Source organism: uncultured Tessaracoccus sp., from assembly GCF_947286155.1.
Classification (GTDB): Bacteria; Actinomycetota; Actinomycetes; order Propionibacteriales; family Propionibacteriaceae; genus Arachnia.
Genome location: NZ_CAMYPD010000029.1, coordinates 20002 through 34709, shown reverse-complemented (window position 1 = coordinate 34709; position 14708 = coordinate 20002). Strand labels below are relative to the sequence as shown.

Genomic DNA, 14708 nt, shown 5'->3' with positions numbered 1-14708 from the left:
CTACACGTAAGGAGTCGTCGGCAGCGTCAGATGTGTATAAGAGACAGCCCTCGCCGCGGGGCGGATGAACCTACCCGGACGGAAGATGATCTTGGAGGTACTCGGCGACGTTGCCGACGGCATCCACAGTCACCTCGAGGAACGGTTTCGAACGTTTGTGGAATGCGCTCACGGGCTCGACGGCCTCGCCAGGCAGGTGACCGTCGCGCCTGGGCAGTACACCGACATCGGCCTGGAGGATTACGGCACGCTCATCGAGCTCGACGGGCACCTCGGCCACGACGGGCGGCATGCCTTTCGCGACCGTCGGCGTGACAATCGAAACGCGCACTTGGGCTACACCACCCTGCGCTACGGCTGGCAGGAGGTCGTCGGAGACCCCTGCGCCGTCGCGCGCGAGATCGTCGAAGTCTTGCGCTCGAAGGGCTGGAGGGGCGACGTCCGTCACTGTCCTCGCTGCCCCAAGCGCTGAGGCCTCGCACAAGGCACCAGCAACCTGTGCGGCTCTGTCCCGGCACAAGTGTCACCTGCCTAGCCGCGACGAGGCGCCGTCGGGAGGCAGGTGACACATAATCCGCTCTGTTGCCGCACAGGTTGTAGGTGTCTGGCGGGGCAACTATGCCCGACGGAGCCCGCGCCGGGTGGGCGAGCAACCTACCCGTGAAAACGCCGACGGGCGCCGGGCCGCAGCCCGACGCCCGCTCGCGTCTTAAGGAGCCGAAGGACTCAACTAGTTCGAGGAACTCAGCGGATCTCGCCGAAGTCCAGCTCATCCAACGGGACAGAAGCGCCCGAGCCGTCGGATCCGAACGAGTAGTCGTAGGGATCGTAGGTCATCGTGTAGGCCTGCGCACGGGCCTCTTCCGTCGGCTCCACCCGGATGTTGCGGTAGCGGTCGAGACCAGTACCAGCTGGGATGAGCTTACCGAGGATGACGTTCTCCTTGAGGCCGACGAGCGAGTCGCTCTTGCCCTGGATCGCGGCGTCGGTGAGCACCTTCGTCGTCTCCTGGAAGGACGCGGCGGACAGCCACGAATCCGTAGCCAGCGACGCCTTCGTGATGCCCATGAGCACCGGACGGCCCTCGGCGGGGCGGCCACCCTCGGTGACAGCCTTCCGGTTGGAGGCCTCGTACACCGAACGGTCGACGAGCTCGCCAGGCATCATGTCGGTGTCACCCGACTCGATCACGGTCACCCGACGCAGCATCTGGCGGATGATGATCTCGATGTGCTTGTCGTGGATGGGAGCGCCCTGCGTGGCGTACACCTTCTGCACACCGTCGACGAGGTACTCCTGCACCTTGCGCAGACCGCGGATGCGGAGCACGTCGTGCGGGTCAACCTGGCCGGCAGTGAGCTGCTGGCCGATGGAGACATGCACGCCGTCGGCAATGCGAATGCGCTGGCCGTTGCTATCTTCGAACTCGAGACGCGTACGACGGGCGATGGGGTACTCGAGGTCTTCCCCGCCATCATCGCGAACGATGATGATCTTGCGGTTGCGGTCGCCGTCCTCGATGCGGACGGTGCCGTCTGCTTCTGCGATCGGCGCCTTACCCTTCGGCTGACGCGCCTCGAACAGCTCCTGCACACGCGGCAGACCCTGCGTGATGTCGTCGCCAGCCACACCACCGGTGTGGAAGGTACGCATCGTGAGCTGGGTGCCGGGCTCGCCAATCGACTGAGCAGCGACGATACCGACGGCCTCACCCACGTCGACCACCTTGCCGGAAGCCAGCGAGCGACCGTAACACATCGCGCAAGCGCCGAGGGCGGACTCACAGGTGAGCACGGAGCGGACCTTCACCTCGGTCACGCCGGCCTTCACCAGATCATGGATGTTGGCGTCACCCAGGTCAGTTCCGGCCTCCAGCAGCACTTCCCCATCGGGGTTCGTGACGTCGGCAGCCAGGCAGCGGGCGTAGACGGCGGTCTCGACATTCGGGCTCGTCTCGACGGCAGCGCCCTCTTCGAAGGGCTCCGCCGGCACAGCAATAGCCTTGCCGGCCTCGTCGACACCAGGCTTAGTCCACTGAGCGATCGGCTTCACCAAGCCGCGCGACGTGCCGCAGTCTTCCTCGCGGATGATGACGTCCTGAGAAACGTCAACGAGACGACGGGTGAGGTAACCCGACTCTGCGGTACGCAGCGCGGTGTCAGCCTGGCCCTTACGTCCACCGTGGGTGGAGATGAAGTACTCCAGCACAGACAGACCTTCGCGGAAGTTCGACTTAATGGGGCGAGCGATGATGTCGCCCCTCGGGTTTGCCACGAGGCCACGCATAGCGGCGATCTGACGCATCTGGGTCATGTTTCCTCGTGCACCCGAGTCGACCATCATGAAGATCGGGTTGGTGCGCGTGAAGTTCTTGCGCATCGCTTCCGTGAGCTCTGCCGTCGCGTCGGTCCAGATGGAGATGAGCTCCTGACGACGCTCGTCTTCCGTCACAGAGCCGCGCTCGTAGAGGCGGTCGATCTTCGATGCACGCTTGTCGTAGGCAGCGAGGATGTCAGCCTTGTCGGCCGGCGTCTGAACATCGTGAATCGAGACGGTCACACCGGAACGAGTGCCCCAGTAGAAGCCCAGATCCTTCAGGGCGTCGAGCGTCTGCACAGCCACTGGCGTCGGGTAGCGCTCAGCCAGATCGTTGACGATCTTGCCAATGCCCTTCTTGCCGATGTGCTCGTTGACGTACGGGAAGTCGTCGGGCAGCACCTCGTTGAACAACGCGCGGCCGAGTGTGGTGTCGATGACGACGGACCCATCGGCGCGCACCTTGTCGGCGTACTCAGTGGGAGGAATGACGTCGCGCAGGCGCAGTTTGATGGGGGCGCCGACCTTCAGGTCACCTGCGTCGTACGCCATGATGGCCTCGGCCACTGAGCTGAATGCCTGTCCGGCGCCTTCGAGCTCCGGACGTTCCATGGTCAGCCAGTAGGCGCCGATGATCATCTCGTGCGACGGCACCGTCACCGGGCGACCATCCGCCGGCTTCAGAATGTTGTTCGTCGAGAGCATCAGCACGCGCGCCTCAGCCTGCGCTTCGGCGGACAGCGGCAGGTGCACAGCCATCTGGTCGCCGTCGAAGTCAGCGTTGAACGCGGCACACACGAGCGGGTGCAGCTGAATGGCCTTACCCTCAATGAGCTGCGGCTCGAACGCCTGGATGCCCAGACGGTGCAGCGTAGGTGCACGGTTCAGCATCACAGGGTGCTCGGCGATGACTTCTTCGAGCACGTCCCACACGACGGGACGGTGACGCTCCACCATGCGCTTGGCGGCCTTGATGTTCTGCGCGTGGTTCAGGTCGTCGAGACGCTTCATCACGAACGGCTTGAACAGCTCGAGCGCCATGGCCTTCGGCAGACCACACTGGTGCAGCTTGAGCTGCGGACCAACGACGATCACTGAACGGCCGGAGTAGTCAACGCGCTTACCGAGCAGGTTCTGGCGGAAGCGGCCCTGCTTGCCCTTCAGCATGTCGGAGATCGACTTTAGCGGACGGTTGCCGGGGCCCGTGACAGGACGGCCGCGTCGACCGTTGTCGAAGAGCGAATCGACGGCTTCCTGGAGCATGCGCTTTTCGTTGTTCACGATGATCTCGGGCGCACCCAGGTCGAGCAGGCGCTTCAACCGGTTGTTGCGGTTGATGACGCGACGGTAGAGGTCGTTCAGATCCGACGTGGCGAAGCGACCACCGTCGAGCTGCACCATGGGGCGCAGGTCCGGGGGAATCACCGGCACGCAGTCGAGCACCATCGAGCTCGGCGCGTGCTGGCCGGCGATAAACGCACCGACGACCTTCAGACGCTTGAGCGCGCGGGTCTTGCGCTGGCCCTTCGCCGTCGCGATGATCTCGCGGAGGCTCTCTTCCTCAGCCTTCAAGTCGAACGACTCGAGGCGCTTCTGCACCGCCTCGGCGCCCATGTAGCCCTCGAAGTAGCGGCCGAAACGCTTCTTCATCTCGCGGTAGAGCGTCTCGTCGCCCTCGAGGTCTTGCACCTTGAGGGTCTTGAAACGCTGCCATACCTCGTCGATGCGATCCAGCTGACGCTGAGCGCGCTTGCGGATCTGTTCGCACTCCTTCTCGCCCATGTCGCGGGTCTTCTTGATCGCCGACGCCTCGGCGCCTTCGCTCTCAAGCTGCGCGAGGTCTTCTTCCAGCTTGGTCATGCGCGCTTCAATATCGGCATCGCGACGCTGGGCGACCTGCTTGGTTTCGACCTCGACCTTGGCCTGCAGCGACGAGAGGTCGCGGTGGCGAGCCTCCTCGTCGACGGAGGTGATCATGTGCGCGGCGAAGTAGATGACCTTCTCGAGGTCCTTCGGCGCGATATCGAGCAGGTAGCCCAGACGGCTCGGCACGCCCTTGAAGTACCAGATGTGGGTGACGGGCGCGGCCAGCTCGATGTGGCCCATGCGCTCACGGCGAACCTTGGACTTGGTCACCTCAACGCCACAGCGCTCACAGATGATGCCCTTGTAGCGCACGCGCTTGTACTTGCCACAGCCACACTCCCAGTCGCGGGTGGGGCCGAAAATGCGCTCGCAGAACAGGCCGTCCTTCTCCGGCTTCAGGGTGCGGTAGTTAATGGTTTCAGGCTTCTTGACCTCGCCACGGGACCAGCGACGAATGTCGTCCGCAGTCGCTAGGCCGATGCGAAGCTCATCGAAAAAGTTGACGTCCAGCACGTGGACTTCCTTTCCCCTCCTCTTTCCGGAGGGCTTTGGGTAGTTACGGCGCCTGAAGCTGTGTTGTTTGTCGGGCTCAGGCGCCGAAAATACGGCGAATGTACGAAAGTCAGATGTTTAGGGTCGTCAACGCCCTAGCTGACGTCCATGTCAGCATCCGGACGCTCGTCACGGGACAGGTTGATGCCCAGAGCCGCGTTAGCGTTCTCCAGTTCATCGTCATCGTCGGAGGACAGCTCCATCGGGGTGCCGTCGGCGGCCAGAACCTCAACGTTCAGGCACAGCGACTGCAGCTCCTTCAGAAGGACCTTGAAGGACTCCGGGATACCAGGATCCGGAATGTTCTCGCCCTTCACGATCGCCTCGTACACCTTCACACGACCAACCACGTCGTCGGACTTGATGGTCAGGAGCTCCTGCAGGGTGTAGGCGGCACCGTATGCCTGCATTGCCCACACCTCCATCTCACCGAAGCGCTGGCCACCGAACTGTGCCTTACCACCCAGCGGCTGCTGGGTAATCATGGAGTACGGGCCGGTGGAGCGGGCGTGGATCTTGTCGTCGACGAGGTGGTGCAGCTTCAGCATGTACATGTAGCCAACGCCGATCTTCTCCGGGTAGGGCTCGCCTGAACGACCGTCGAAGAGGCGCGCCTTGCCGGTGCCGTCGATCAAACGCTGCCCGTCACGCGTGGTGAGGGTGTGCTCGAGCAGGCCGGTGATCTCGTTCTCCTCGGCACCGTCGAACACCGGCGTCGCGACGCGGGAGTCACCCTCGACGCGGCCGATGCCGACCTCAGTGAGGCGCTCAGCCCACTCTTCCTTCACGTCCGTGACGTCCCAGCCCGTCTTCGCGAGCCAGCCGAGGTGGTTTTCGAGCACCTGGCCGACGTTCATTCGCGACGGCACACCGAGCGGGTTGAGGATGATGTCGACGGGGGTGCCGTCCTCGAGGAACGGCATATCCTCGACGGGGAGGATCTTCGAGATGACGCCCTTGTTACCGTGGCGGCCGGCGAGCTTGTCGCCGTCGGAGATCTTGCGCTTCTGCGCGACGTGCACGCGAACAAGCTGGTTCACGCCAGGCGGCAGCTCGTCGCCCTCCTCCGCATCGAAGACGCGCACGCCGATGACCGTGCCCTCTTCACCGTGCGGCACCTTGAGGGAGGTGTCGCGCACCTCGCGAGCCTTCTCGCCGAAGATGGCGCGCAGCAGGCGCTCTTCAGGAGTGAGCTCGGTTTCACCCTTCGGGGTGACCTTGCCGACGAGGATGTCGCCCGCAGCGACTTCGGCACCGATGCGCACGATGCCGCGCTCGTCGAGATCCGCAAGCATCTCGTCGGAGACGTTGGGGATGTCACGCGTGATCTCTTCCGCGCCCAGCTTGGTGTCGCGAGCGTCGATTTCGTGCTCCTCGATGTGGATCGAGGTCAGCACGTCTTCCTGCACGATGCGCTGGGAAAGGATGATGGCGTCCTCGTAGTTGAGGCCCTCCCACGGCATGAACGCGACGAGCAGGTTCTTGCCCAGCGCCAGTTCGCCCTGGTCAGTACAGGGACCGTCGGCGATCGGGGTTCCCACCTCGACGCGGTCGCCTGGTTTCACCAGCGGACGCTGGTTGATGCAGGTGCCGGCGTTCGAGCGAACGAACTTCTCCAGACGGTAGTTGGAGTACGTACCGTCGTCGTTCATGACCTCGATGATGTCGGCGGTGACCGAGGTGACCGCACCGGCATTCTTCGCCAGCGTCACGTCGCCGACGTCCACCGCGGCGCGGTATTCCATGCCCGTGCCGACGAAGGGAGCCTCGTTACGGATCAGAGGAACTGCCTGCCGCTGCATGTTGGCACCCATGAGCGCGCGGGATGCGTCGTCGTGCTCCAGGAACGGGATGAGCGCGGTGGCGATGGACACCATCTGGCGCGGCGAGACGTCCATGTATTCGACCTCGGCGCGCGGCACCTGGTCGACGTCGCCGCGCTTCAGGCGCACCATGACGCGCTCGTCAACGAGGTTACCCTCGGAGTCGACGTTGGCGTTGGCCTGCGCGATGGCGTAGCGGTCTTCCTCATCAGCGGTGAGGTAGTCGATCTGGTCGGTGAGCTTGCCGTTTTCGACCTTGCGGTACGGGGTTTCGATGAACCCGAACGCGTTGACGCGAGCGAATGAGGCGAGCGAGCCGATCAGGCCGATGTTCGGACCTTCCGGGGTCTCAATCGGGCACATGCGGCCGTAGTGCGACGGGTGCACGTCGCGCACTTCCATACCGGCGCGGTCACGCGAGAGACCGCCGGGGCCGAGCGCGGACAGACGACGCTTATGGGTGAGCCCCGCGAGCGGGTTGTTCTGGTCCATGAACTGCGACAGCTGCGAGGTGCCGAAGAACTCCTTCAGCGCAGCCGTCACGGGACGGATGTTGATAAGCGTCTGCGGAGTGATGGCCTCGATATCTTGCGTCGTCATGCGGTCGCGCACGACGCGCTCCATGCGGCCAAGACCGGTGCGCAGCTGGTTCTGGATGAGCTCACCGACGGTGCGGAGACGACGGTTGCCGAAGTGGTCGATGTCGTCGGCCTCGACGGGGTTGCCGTCGATTTCTTCGCGGTGGTCATGCAGCGCGCAGACGTACTTGATGGCAGCGGTGATGTCTTCCATCGTCAGCACCTGCTGATCGAACGGGAGATCCAAGCCGAGCTTCTTGTTGATCTTGTAGCGGCCAACCTTGGCCAGATCGTAACGCTTGGGGTTGAAGTAGTAGTTCTCCAACAGCTGCTGCGCGCTCTCCCGCGACGGCGGCTCGCCCGGACGCAGCTTGCGGTAGATATCCAGCAGCGCCTCGTCCTGCGTGGAGACGGTGTCCTTCTCCAGCGTCTGGCGGATAGATTCGAAGTCGCCGAACTCTTCGAGGATCTTCTCTTCGCTCCAACCGAGCGCCTTCAGCAGCACCGTGACGTTCTGCTTGCGCTTGCGGTCGAGGCGAACCGAGACGAGGTCGCGCTTGTCGATCTCGAACTCAAGCCAGGCACCACGCGACGGGATGACCTTCGTCGAGAAGATGTCCTTGTCGGAGGTCTTGTCGGGGAGCTGCTCGAAGTACACGCCCGGGGAACGCACGAGCTGCGACACGACGACGCGCTCGGTGCCGTTGACGATGAACGTGCCCTTGTCGGTCATCAGCGGGAAATCGCCGATGAAGACGGTCTGCGACTTGATCTCGCCCGTCTCATTGTTGATGAACTCGGCGGTGACGAACAGCGGCGCTGCGTAGGTGACGTCGCGATCCTTGCACTCTTCGACACTGTACTTCGGCGCCTCGAAACGGTGATCACGGAACGACAGCGACATCTGCTCGTTGTAATCCTCGATGGGGGAAATCTCTTCAAAGATCTCTTCGAGGCCGGATCGGGTGTTCACGTCGGTACGACCGGCGGCGAGCCGTTCTTCGACGGACCGTTGCCAGGTATCACTACCGATCAGCCAGTTGTAGGAGTCGATCTGCAGGTCGAGAAGGTTGGGGACCTCAAGAGGCTCGGAAATCTTCGCGAACGAGATTCGACCACTGGGCGAGATGACATTGGTGTTGAACAACGCGGAGCGCGAGGTGGCCAAGATTCGGTCCTTCCAAGAACGCTTGGTGGCGGTTTTTCCGCAAGCTAAAGCGCCCGTGTCAAGTTCGGGCACAAAAGCACACAGGGGCAAACAACCACTATACGCAAGAATGTCGGAGACGGCAAGACGAATCCGATCTTCCACGACGACCACCGTGTCGCAACAACGAGTGTAACCCACGAAGGCCAGGATCCGCCATGGCCGACACGCGATCAGGAGGTGGCCGTCGCGTCCCAGGCCTTGAGGAGCTCGCCACGCTGGCCGGCGGTGGAGCCGTCGACGCCAGTCGTCTTACCCGTCGACGTGGAACGGAAACCGACGTTGGCGCCCCAGCGGTTGTCGGGCTCGGTCGATGCCCCGGTAAGCGATAGTTGAGCCTCTCCGCTCCAGCCGAGCGCTCGGAAGGCCCGGATCTGCGACGAGAGCTCCCCCTTCCCAGAGCGAGCCCTCCTTGGAGTCCGGGTACCAGTGAACTCCTCCCCCGCTGTCTCCGGCAACCGGCTGGAGGTCCTCAAACAGCTGGGGCAGTGCAGCCATCGATGCCCGAACGAGGATGAAGCCACCGCTTTGGGTCGGGCAGTCCAACTCGATGGCGCCATCCCAGTCGGGGACATCGTGGAGGAACCCTGCGCAGGCATCGGGATCCGTGTACTTGAGTCTTACTCCGTCGATCGTGCCAACCCGGACCTCCTCATGCTCGCTCGCGAAGGCGATCACCTCGTCACGGGTGGGCGCAGCCGCGGGCCATCGTTGTGGCGAGCGGAGATACAAGGAGTGATCGCCGCGCATCGTCGAGATGGTCAACGGGGTGTCCCCCAGCTGCTGGGCCGCGGTGATCGCGGACGCGCGGTGCTGGAAGCGGATGACGTCGTAGCCGACCGCAGCGGGCGGCGAATCCAAGGACATCGCGGCGTCGAGCCCCTCTGCGAGGGCACGGAACTCGGGAAACGTGGTTGCCCAGTGGCGTTCCTCGACGTTGCCGCCGAGCTGTTGCACCTCATCGCCGCTGTCGCCGAAGTCGCCGTCGGACACCGACACCGTGTGGTCGTCAGGCGCGGTGAGCTCGAGGGCGACGGGAAGGATGTCGTCGGCGAAGTACCGGATGTCGAGCGCCGCCTCCGTTGGGAGAAGGCCCTCATCAACCATCCAGTGCTCTGTCGGGTAACCCACGGCTCGGAGCCGCACACCTTTAGGCATGGGTGCGAGCAGCGCCGCAACTGACTCGGCCGGCGTGTGGTGGGGAAGGTAGCGCAGTTCGGAGCGGGCGCCGTCGATGTCGACGACGATGGTCACGGCGAGCCCTTCGTCGGGCAACTGTTCGAGTGCCTCGACGAGCGACTCGACGGCCTGCGCGTCGTTCGCCCGAACCACGACTTGCGGGCCGCTGTGCCCAGAAAGCCGAGGTTCCTCGTCGAGGAATGTGATGCCGGGCTGGTCGCCGAACCACTCCTCCCAGCGCCCGGAAGCCTCGTGGGTGGGCTGTTCGGCCGGCCCTTCGGTGGGCTCCGTGCAGGCGGCCAGGGCCAAAACTGCAGCAGCGGCTAACGCGGCGAGTCGACGCATTTCATTCCCTCTCCCATTCTTCGAGAGTAACAACGCAGGGTTCAGCGAAGACGACGAAGGCCCGCCCCCTAGGGGAACGGGCCTTCGTCATTGAGCGATGCGCCGAAGCGCTCGAATCACTTCAGCTCGACACTCTCCCGTGCAACATGCCTACGCATCGGCTCCGTAGGCCCTCTGCCCGACTGAGCGGCGCAGGGCAAGCCGGAGCATCTGTCCCGCAAATCCGAGCAGTGCTGCCGATGCGAGCATACCTTCAGCCGTACCGGCTGAACGCCCTTGCAACCATGCAAGCAGCGCCGGAAGTACGGCCCCCAACAACAGACCAACTTGCAGCAAGATGACCCGCCGTTCACCAGAATCGACGATGATGAGTCCGGCTACACATATCACTGCGAGTACAACGAGAACGTCCATGTCAAACACCTCTTCCTCTGGACGCCGCAACTGGGTACAGACTAGACAACCCTCGCATCGCTTCTCTCCTTTGAGTGTCCCTCTGAGCAGGGCTTCACTACTCTCATTCTCGAACACAGAACGCGCCACCTCAAGCGTTCATAGAACATCGAGCGCACTCAGCGTATGCGCCGGTCATGCCGTGGCGCTACGGAACAAGAACGTGGCCCGCTCCCCTAGTGGGAACGGGCCACGTGCGGTAGTGATGCGCCGAAGCGCTCGAATCACTTGAGCTCGACGGAACCGCCGGCAGCCTCGAGGGCTTCCTTCGCCTTGGTAGCGGTTTCCTTGTCGACCTGCTCGAGGACAGGCTTCGGAGCGCCCTCGACGAGGTCCTTGGCGTCCTTGAGGCCGAGCGAGGTGAGCGCACGGACTTCCTTAATGACGGCGATCTTCTTGGAGCCGCCGTCGGTGAGGATGACGTCGACCTTGTCGTCGCCAGCGTCAGCGGCGTCGTCGCCCTCGCCCCCACCAGCGGCAGGAGCGGCAGCGGCCGCGACGGCCACCGGAGCGGCAGCGGTAACGTCGAAGGTCTCTTCGAACAGCTTCACGAACTCGGAGAGTTCGATGAGGGTCATCTCCTTGAAGGCATCAAGGAGCTCTTCGTTGGTGAGCTTCGCCATGGTTGGCGTTCCTTTCAGTTTGGTCGCAGCAGCAGCGGCTGCAACGGATCATTCCGCAGCTTCTGCTGCTTCGGTTGCCGCTTCCGCGGCGGAGGTCTCAGTGGCCTCGGCGGCAGGCTTCTCGCCAGCGCCGCCGATGAGTTCAGGGTTGTCCTTCGCCTTCGACTCCAGCGCGCCCACAACGCGGGCGAGCTTGGAGGCGGGAGCGGCGAAGGCGTACGCAGCCTTGGACAGGTTGGCCTTGAGACCACCCGCCAGCTTGCCGAGCAGCACCTCGCGGGATTCGAGGTCTGCCAGCTTGAGCACAGCCTTGGCGTCGAGGAATTTGCCGTCCATGACGCCGCCCTTGATGGCCAGAGACGGATTTTCCTTTGCGAAGTTCTTGAGGCCCTTGGTGACGGAAGCGACGTCGCCAGTGATGAAAGCGAGGGCGGTGGGGCCATTGAGGGTGTCCTCGATGCCTTCGATGCCAGCTTCCTTGGCTGCGATCTTCGTCAGGGTGTTCTTCGCAACGGCATAGGTGGCGTCCCCACCAAAGGAGCGACGCAGATCCTGCAGCTCCTTCACGGTGAGGCCGCGGTACTCGGTCAGCACAACGGCGTCGGAGTCGTTGAAACGAGCAACGAGCTCCTGCACCTTGGCAACCTTGTCCGGCCTTGCCATTGGGTCTCCTTCCGGTTCATCATCGCCGAAGCTTGCGGCTTCGGCACCGAACGCAGGTGACCCACAACAAAAAAGCCCCGGCCGGTGGCGCGGGGCAACACTGCATAGCAGTGCTCTCACGGTCACCTGCGCGGGTGCCCAACGGGCGTTATGGATAATCCACCTGCGGTCTTCGGCTCGAGTAACTATACGCACGCGCACGCCGAGCACCAAATCAGCACTCGTCGCGCACCCGCCACATCGTATTCTCACCCAGAGAGTTGACCGTTATCCTCCACGTGCAGCTCATTCCCCCCCTTGTGCGCCACTTATCTGCTGCACATGGAGGATAACGGTCAACTTTCCATACACCCCCGACGAGCACGCAGACGCCCGATTGGTAATTATTCCTCTTTCTGCATTGCTTTTCCTCAGGACGGGCTGAAGGAGACTCAACATGCGAAAGTTCATCATCGGCGGCGTGTGCGCCGCACTCATCCTCACCGCCTGCGGCGGTGGCTCACAGGGCCAGCCGGGCAGTGGTGGTGATGCCGCCAAGCCGGCAGGCAACGATCGCACCTACGACGTGTCCGGCGTGAAGAAGGTCGACAAGATTGACCTCGGCAAAGCCTTGGGTGAGGTTCTCGGCGTCGAGACGGAGGTGAGTCCCGGCGAGTTCGCCTCCCTGCTGCCTGGCATCGGCTCGAAGTACGACCTCGGCATCTCCGCATTCACCATCACCGACGAACGCACGGCCGACCACACGATGATCAGCATCTCCGAGGTTGGCTCCTCGTTTGCGGCCAAAACCGGCAACCCGATGGGCTTCGGCCCTGACCGTCTGAAGCGGATGAGCACCAGGCAGCGGTCGGCGCTCGCCGCCCGCACCACCAGCGACGATCTCTTCCTGGATGTGACGCCATGACCGCGATGATCGAAGCCACGGGAGTACACAAGTTCTTCGGCGACCTCCACGTCCTCAAGGGCGTCGACCTCACCGTGGCAGCGAGTGAGGCGTGCGTGCTGCTCGGCCCATCGGGCTCCGGAAAGTCGACGCTGCTGCGCTGCGTCAATGAGCTCGAACAGATCTCGGCCGGACGCATTCGCGTCGACGGTGAGCTCATGGGCATGAAGGGGGTCATTAGCCGAGGCAGGAGCGTGCTGCATCGTCGTTCGAGTAAGGATATCGCCCGCCACCGCGCCAAGATCGGGATGGTCTTCCAGCGCTTCAATCTGTTTCCGCACATGACCGCCTTGCACAACGTGATGGAGGCGCCCGTGCAGGTGCTCGGGCTCTCCAAGGCCGAGGTGCGGGATCGTGTAGAGAAAGAGCTCAGATGAAGCAGTTTGGGTGAGCGCGTGGACCATTACCCCGGTCAGCTCTCCTGCGGCCAGCAGCAGCGCGTCGCCATCGCCCGCGCACTGGCGATGACCCGCAGCTCATGCTCTTCGACCAGCCCACTTCCGCCCTTGACCCGGAGCTTGTCGGGGAAGTACTGGGCGTTATGCAGGAGCTCGCCGCCACCGGCATGACGATGCTGGTGGTCACCCACGAGGTGGGTTTCGCGCGCGAAGTGGCTGACCATGTGGTGTTCATGGACGACGGCGAGATCGTCGAGTGTGGCGCCGCGCTGCAGGTGATCGATAACCCGCAGCAGCAGCGGACGAAGGATTTTTTCGCGCAGGTGTTCTGACCCTACACTCATGATCTGACAATAGGCTTCATCCTGCACCGTGGAGGCACTAGGTTAGCCTGTAGACGTCGCATCGAGGAGGACCAGTGTCAAACCCGTCGGGAGCTGCCCACGAGGTGGGGATCCATGAGATCCTCTTCTCCGCCACCAACGCCGGTGGACTCATCTCCGAGACGAACGCCGCCTTCGCTGCCCTGACCGGTGTCCCCCGCAAGAGGCTCCTCGGCACCACATCCGAGATCATGCGCCGCCCCTTCGTTCCTGCCGGTGTTGCGCTCGCCATGCACGACGCACTCACCGAGGGTCAGGTTGTGTGCGGCTATCTCGATCAGAGCGATGACCTCGGGCGTAGCGTCCGCACGTTCACCGTAATCACGCCACAGGAGGACGGGCGACTGGCGCTACAGGTGCGTCCCGGCGTCGAAGCAGAACTTCAACGCTTCGATCAATGCTGCGTAGGCGTCAACTCCATTGAGGATGTCTTCCGCGGCTCTGGTGCCGCCGAAGACGTCGTCGCCCGCGCAGGTCAGGCGCAGTTCGAGGCGCTGTTGCAGCAATCCGGGCACGGCGGGCTCCAGAGTTTCACCCGCACCGCGCTCCCGGCCGAGGTTCGTCATCGGGCGCAGCTGCGCAGCAGCCGCCAGTGGCCCTCCAGCAACGACGGCTATCACCGGCTACTCCTCGCCGAGATCCGCTGGCTCGACACTCTCCTCCAGCGTTGGCTCCCCCAGCTCGACGGGCTGCACAGCCTTACTTCCTCCCTCGCCGGTGCCGGGCACCGGTTGGACGTGATCGCCAACTCTGCAGGCGCACAGGCACAGGCCTTCGACCACATCCTCATCCACAATGGCATCGGCCAGCAGGCCTTCTCCGTGCGCCAGTGGATCGGCAGTGCACACGAACAGCGCACCGTCACCGACGAGTACTGCGCCACCGCCCGCACGCTCGTCGCACCACTCGACGACGCCCAGTGGCAGCTCGCGCTCGCGGTCCTGCACAGCGAGGCCCTCACCTACGCCGCCGTCGAACTCTGCGAAGAAGCCCTCGACCCCATGCCCACCCGACGCGCCATGCGGCTGCTGCTCACCACGATTGACCAGACCATCCCGACGATCCTGCGCTGCGTGGGCGAGGTTGTCGACAGAACCCACGCGCTCGGAGAGTTCGCCGCACGCCTCTCCGACCTCACCGCCACTCGCGTCGACCTGCTCGAAGGTTGGCAGCGCCGCGCAGGGAGCAGGTTCGACGAAGGCACCGACCGGCTCCGGCCCGAGGTGGCTGACGCGCTGCGCGAGGACCAGGGAGACCAACGCTTCCACGCGCATCTCGCGACGCGCAGCCGCAGTATCCAAGGCCTCGACGGGGACGAGTTCCGCACACAACTGGAGAAGGTGTGGGGGCTCGTCGAGGCTCTGACCTGAGGCCGCGCC

At 63.7% G+C, this 14708-nt stretch carries 9 protein-coding genes and 1 pseudogene; 4 read left to right on the top strand and 6 right to left on the bottom strand.

Translation table 11 applies throughout. The features are described 5' to 3' along the window. The first annotated feature begins 85 nt into the window (after positions 1 to 85). A complete protein-coding gene (locus Q0X68_RS08600) occupies positions 86 to 472 on the top strand; it encodes a DUF559 domain-containing protein (RefSeq protein WP_297750318.1) in 387 nt (128 codons plus the stop codon). A gap of 272 nt (positions 473 to 744) precedes the next feature. On the opposite strand, the gene rpoC is transcribed toward Q0X68_RS08600, so the two are convergent. From rpoC to rplJ, 6 genes are all read right to left on the bottom strand, one after another. Then, a complete protein-coding gene (gene rpoC / locus Q0X68_RS08595; protein ID WP_297750315.1) occupies positions 745 to 4695 on the bottom strand; it encodes a DNA-directed RNA polymerase subunit beta' in 3951 nt (1316 codons plus the stop codon). Positions 4696 to 4829: 134 nt separating this feature from the next. Then, positions 4830 to 8303 (bottom strand): DNA-directed RNA polymerase subunit beta, encoded by a 3474-nt coding sequence (locus Q0X68_RS08590; RefSeq protein ID WP_297750312.1) that lies wholly within the window; start codon positions 8301 to 8303, stop codon positions 4830 to 4832. 291 nt (positions 8304 to 8594) lie between these two features. Beyond that, positions 8595 to 9866 (bottom strand): hypothetical protein, encoded by a 1272-nt coding sequence (locus Q0X68_RS08585; protein ID WP_297750309.1) that lies wholly within the window; start codon positions 9864 to 9866, stop codon positions 8595 to 8597. Between the two features lie 150 nt (positions 9867 to 10016). Next, a complete protein-coding gene (locus Q0X68_RS08580) occupies positions 10017 to 10280 on the bottom strand; it encodes a hypothetical protein (protein ID WP_297750306.1) in 264 nt (87 codons plus the stop codon). Between the two features lie 263 nt (positions 10281 to 10543). After that, positions 10544 to 10942 carry a 50S ribosomal protein L7/L12 gene (gene rplL / locus Q0X68_RS08575; RefSeq protein ID WP_297750303.1) on the bottom strand — a complete coding sequence of 133 codons (399 nt, stop codon included), beginning with the start codon at positions 10940 to 10942 and terminating at the stop codon, positions 10544 to 10546. 48 nt (positions 10943 to 10990) lie between these two features. Continuing rightward, the gene (rplJ, locus tag Q0X68_RS08570) at positions 10991 to 11605 is read right to left on the bottom strand and encodes a 50S ribosomal protein L10 (protein WP_297750301.1); all 615 of its coding nucleotides are present in this window, start codon (positions 11603 to 11605) and stop codon (positions 10991 to 10993) included. 436 nt (positions 11606 to 12041) lie between these two features. Between rplJ and Q0X68_RS08565 the strand changes: the two genes are divergently transcribed. From Q0X68_RS08565 to Q0X68_RS08555, 3 genes and pseudogenes are all read left to right on the top strand, one after another. After that, positions 12042 to 12509 (top strand): transporter substrate-binding domain-containing protein, encoded by a 468-nt coding sequence (locus Q0X68_RS08565; RefSeq protein ID WP_297750297.1) that lies wholly within the window; start codon positions 12042 to 12044, stop codon positions 12507 to 12509. A gap of 5 nt (positions 12510 to 12514) precedes the next feature. Continuing rightward, a pseudogene (locus Q0X68_RS08560) lies at positions 12515 to 13278 on the top strand (amino acid ABC transporter ATP-binding protein). Between the two features lie 86 nt (positions 13279 to 13364). Beyond that, positions 13365 to 14699 carry a hypothetical protein gene (locus Q0X68_RS08555; RefSeq protein WP_297750295.1) on the top strand — a complete coding sequence of 445 codons (1335 nt, stop codon included), beginning with the start codon at positions 13365 to 13367 and terminating at the stop codon, positions 14697 to 14699. The last annotated feature ends 9 nt before the right edge of the window (positions 14700 to 14708 follow it).